At 57.0% G+C, this 3,936-nt stretch carries 4 protein-coding genes; all 4 read right to left on the reverse strand.

Annotation, left to right across the window (positions count from 1 at the left end; genetic code table 11):
- Positions 1-344: 344 nt before the first annotated feature.
- The gene (gene glnG / locus G8770_RS23695; RefSeq protein ID WP_167192529.1) at positions 345-1,778 is read right to left on the reverse strand and encodes a nitrogen regulation protein NR(I); all 1,434 of its coding nucleotides are present in this window, start codon (positions 1,776-1,778) and stop codon (positions 345-347) included.
- Positions 1,768-2,841 (reverse strand): nitrogen regulation protein NR(II), encoded by a 1,074-nt coding sequence (gene glnL, locus G8770_RS23700; protein ID WP_167192530.1) that lies wholly within the window; start codon positions 2,839-2,841, stop codon positions 1,768-1,770. Before glnL ends, glnG begins: the two co-directional genes overlap by 11 nt.
- A 310-nt stretch (positions 2,842-3,151) precedes the next feature.
- A complete protein-coding gene (locus G8770_RS23705; protein WP_167192531.1) occupies positions 3,152-3,679 on the reverse strand; it encodes a DUF4124 domain-containing protein in 528 nt (175 codons plus the stop codon).
- 146 nt (positions 3,680-3,825) lie between these two features.
- The coding region (locus G8770_RS23710) for a transposase (protein WP_167191834.1) at positions 3,826-3,936 on the reverse strand (111 nt) is incomplete at its 5' end.

The following is a 3,936-nucleotide window of genomic DNA, read 5'->3' on the forward strand; positions in this document are numbered from 1 at the left end:
TTGTGCCCTGAAAAAGGAAATCGTTCAAATAGTAAACTGAATCAGGGCTTGAAGCTCAAACTGGCCGCTGGCGCGGCCTTGATTGCGACGAAGCTGGGTATTGGTGAAACATCCGGGCTAGGGTCATAAACCGTGAGGGGATTGATCGCTTGGTGGTGTTCAATTAACGCGGGCCGTGTCCGTGAAGGCGTGCTCCGACAGCGTTCTGCAGAGGGCAAAACAGCGAATCGCCGACAACAAAAAACCACGGACACCGACAGTGCTCGTGGTTTTGTTGTCGGCGTTGATCTCAGATGCCGCGGGTTACGGCTGCAGACTGAGTTCGCCGCGCCGAGGGGCGCGCTTTAATCTTCCATGTCTGGGCCTTCGGACATGCCCAGTTCTTTCAGTTTGCGCGTCAGAGTGTTGCGACCCCAGCCCAGCAGGTTGGCGGCATCGCGCTTGCGGCCGGCGGTATGCTTGAGCGCGGTTTCGATCAGCGCCTGCTCAAACGTGGGTACGGCCTCCGACAGAATATCATTTTGTCCACGGGCCAGAGCCTGATCGGCCCAGTGACGCAGGGCTTTCTCCCAGTCGCCGGACGGGCTTTCATCGCTTTTGCTTTCCATCAGCTCGGGCGGCAGGTCTTCCAGGTGCACTTCGCGGCCGGACGCCATGACGGTAATCCAGCGGCAGGTGTTTTCCAGCTGACGCACGTTGCCGGGCCAGTCCAGATTGCACAGGTAATTTTCCGTTTCAGGCAGCAGTACTTTGGTTTCTACCTCGAGTTCCTTGGCGGCCTTGTGGAAGAAGTGCTGAGCCAGCTTGGCGACGTCTTCACGGCGGTCCCCCAGTTTGGGAATGTGAATGCGGATGACGTTGAGGCGGTGAAACAAATCCTCCCGGAAGCGATTTTCTTCGACCAGCACCTCGAGGTTCTGGTGGGTGGCGGCAATGATGCGCACATCCACTTTCACGGGGGTGTGACCGCCGACGCGATAGAATTCACCGTCGGCCAGTACGCGCAGTAACCGGGTCTGGGTTTCGGCCGGCATATCGCCGATTTCGTCGAGAAACAGCGTGCCGCCGTTGGCCTGTTCAAAGCGCCCCTGACGCTGGCCGCCGGCGCCGGTAAAGGCGCCTTTTTCGTGACCAAACAATTCGGATTCAATCAGATCGCGGGGTATGGCCGCCATGTTGAGGGCAATGAAGGTATTGTTGCGGCGCGGACTGTGGCGGTGAAGCGCACGCGCCACCAGCTCTTTGCCGGTGCCCGACTCGCCGTTGATGAGCACGGTGATGTTGGATTGCGACAGGCGACCAATGGCTCGAAACACTTCCTGCATGGCCGGGGCTTCGCCAATAATCTCGGTGCCCATTTCAGGTTCTTCGGTGACGTGATCCTGCAGCTGTTCGTGAGCGTGCGCCAGAGCCCGTTTGATCACGGCCACGGCTTCATCGACGTCAAAGGGTTTGGGCAGGTATTCAAAGGCTCCGCCCTGATAGGCTGACACGGCACTGTCCAGATCCGAGTGCGCGGTCATGATGATGACGGGCATCTGCGGGTGGTCTTCCGACAAGATCTTCAGCAGCGACAAACCATCGGTGCCGGGCATGCGCACATCAGTGATGACCGCATCCGGACGGCTGGTTTTCATGGCGCTGAGGGCGCGATCGCCACTTTCAAAGGCCGTGCAGGGAATACCTTCCTGTTGCAGGGCGCGTTCGAGCACCCAGCGGATGGAGCGGTCGTCATCAATGATCCAAACGTTGTTCGAAAGTGTACGGCTAGGCTGCATGGCTTTGTTCCAATGGTATGTAAATGGAGAAAATGGTTTGTCCCGGTAAGCTTTCGCATTCAACCAGCCCGTGGTGCTGCTGGATTAAATGTTGGGAAATGGCCAACCCCAAGCCTGTTCCCTCGGCGCGTCCGGTGATCATGGGGTAGAAGATGTCGGTGAGGATATCCGCAGGGATGCCCGGTCCGTTGTCTTCAATTTCAATGCGGCACACCAGGTTGTGATGCTGTTGCCCAATGGTGTACTGACGTTGAATGCGGGTGCGCAGGGTAATGACGCCCTGCGTGTTGAGATCGGCTTCCTGCAACGCCTGCATGGCGTTGCGGACAATGTTGAGCAACGCCTGGATCAACATTTCCTTGTCAGCCGGGAACTCTGGGATGCTGGGGTCGTAATCACGGCGAATGCGAATTTCACTGCCGCATTCGACTTTGACCACTGAGGCAATGCGCTCCAGCACTTCATGGGCATTGGTCGGCGCAAACTTGGGCTGCTGGCGAGGGCCCAGCATCCGGTCGACCAGGTTGCGCAGGCGATCCACTTCTTCAATGATGATCTGTGTAAACTCGGTCAGGCTTTCATCGGGCAGTTCCCGTTCCAACAGCTGAGCGGCACCGCGGATCCCCCCTAGCGGGTTTTTAATCTCGTGTGCCATGCTGCGCACAAGGTTGCGGGTGGTTTCCTGAGAGGCAATCAAGGCCTCTTCCCGGCTGATGCGCAGCAAGCGATCCAGTGCCACAATTTCGATCAGGACACCGTCCTGGTCGGGCAGCGGCGTGACGGTGTAATCCACGGTGAGCTGCTGGCCATTGTGCAGTTGCCAGAGCGCACGGCGCTTGGTGAATTGATCGCCGTTTTTGAGGGCCAGGCGGAAGGAGTCCGTGGAAGCATCGCTCTCACGAAAATAGTGCAGCAATGGGGTCTCCAGCACTTTGGCCTGGCTGACCGCCAGTAGCACCTCCGCAGCGGTATTGATGTGTTTCAACCGGAGATTCGAATCGACGACGATCACGGCGATATTGAGGTGATCGAGGATACTTTTGTACGGATTCTCAGATGGCATAGGGGTCCGGTTATCAGGCGCAACGTCGGCCTGCTCTCATTCAAAATCCGTGGCGTCTTTCGGTGCAACGGTGATTTTCATGGTGGGTTATCGACTACATGCCAAGAAACATAGCAAGAAACGAACCAATACGGCGCACTCGCCCTGTTTCGGTGAAATCCGCGGCTTTTGGCCGTTTTTGGCAGATATCCCCTCTTTATTTTGCACCATTTTGGTGCCTTGTCCAGCGGCGACCGTATTTTTGGGCAAGATTGGTACGCCACGCAGGACCGGTGGTCTGAGGTCAGGGCGGGTCTGCTGGGGTGGGTTGTCAGGACCTGGGCTGGGGGCGGGCAACGCTGGCACGGTGCACGTAAATGGTGACGCTGTCCGAGCGGGCCAATTCTTCTCCAGACGCGCTGATGACCACGGCTTGCAAGTGGTGCTCACCCCGGTACACGCCCTGCAGGGTGAACTGGGTGGCATGAAAGTCGGAGCCGAAGACCTGGCCGTTCAGCAGAATCTGAATATAGGCGCCTTGCTTGAGCTGGGGTGACACATTCAGGCTGACGGGAATGTCTCGCTGGCCCGTGGGGATTTGAGCACCATCCTGCGGCGCGTGAATGGTTACCTGGTATTCCGTACTCTGAGAGGGTTGTTGCGTGGGGCGCTGGTAGACCGGAGTTGCGGGTTGGGTGTTCACCGGTGGCAGCTCGACCGTATTCACCTTGTTGTTGCCCTTGGGGTTGTCGGTGTAGATCACATTGCCGTGTTCATCCACGCTTTTATAAATTTCCGCGGCTGCGAACAACGACGTGCCGAGCAGGCTAACGCAGAGTAAAAAATGCACTATTTTCATCGTGGCCATCCGTGAGAGAGATGTGAGTTAGGTGTCACCTCCCTAGATTAGCGTTTTTTGGCGGTGGATACGAGATGAGGGCCACAGATTCGAGTGGCCGGTCGCCAGGAGCGAGAAAAAGCTGAAAGGGCAGGCATAAAAAAGGTTCATCGCACTTTACCGGGAAACGCTGCTTTGATCTTCAGGAAGAAGTAATCGTTATCCCGGTATCCATACGCCATCCTTTTAATCACTTTAATCTTGTTGTTCATGCCTTC

The sequence above is a fragment of the Pseudomaricurvus hydrocarbonicus genome (genome assembly GCF_011602365.1).
Lineage (GTDB): Bacteria > Pseudomonadota > Gammaproteobacteria > Pseudomonadales > Cellvibrionaceae > Pseudomaricurvus > Pseudomaricurvus hydrocarbonicus.

Excerpts from the sequence above, each read along its gene's own strand:
- glnG (WP_167192529.1), bottom strand. The coding sequence starts at position 1,778 with ATGCAGCCTAGCCGTACACTTTCGAACAACGTTTGGATCATTGATGAC.
- glnL (WP_167192530.1), bottom strand. The coding sequence starts at position 2,841 with ATGCCATCTGAGAATCCGTACAAAAGTATCCTCGATCACCTCAATATC.
- G8770_RS23705 (WP_167192531.1), bottom strand. The coding sequence starts at position 3,679 with ATGAAAATAGTGCATTTTTTACTCTGCGTTAGCCTGCTCGGCACGTCG.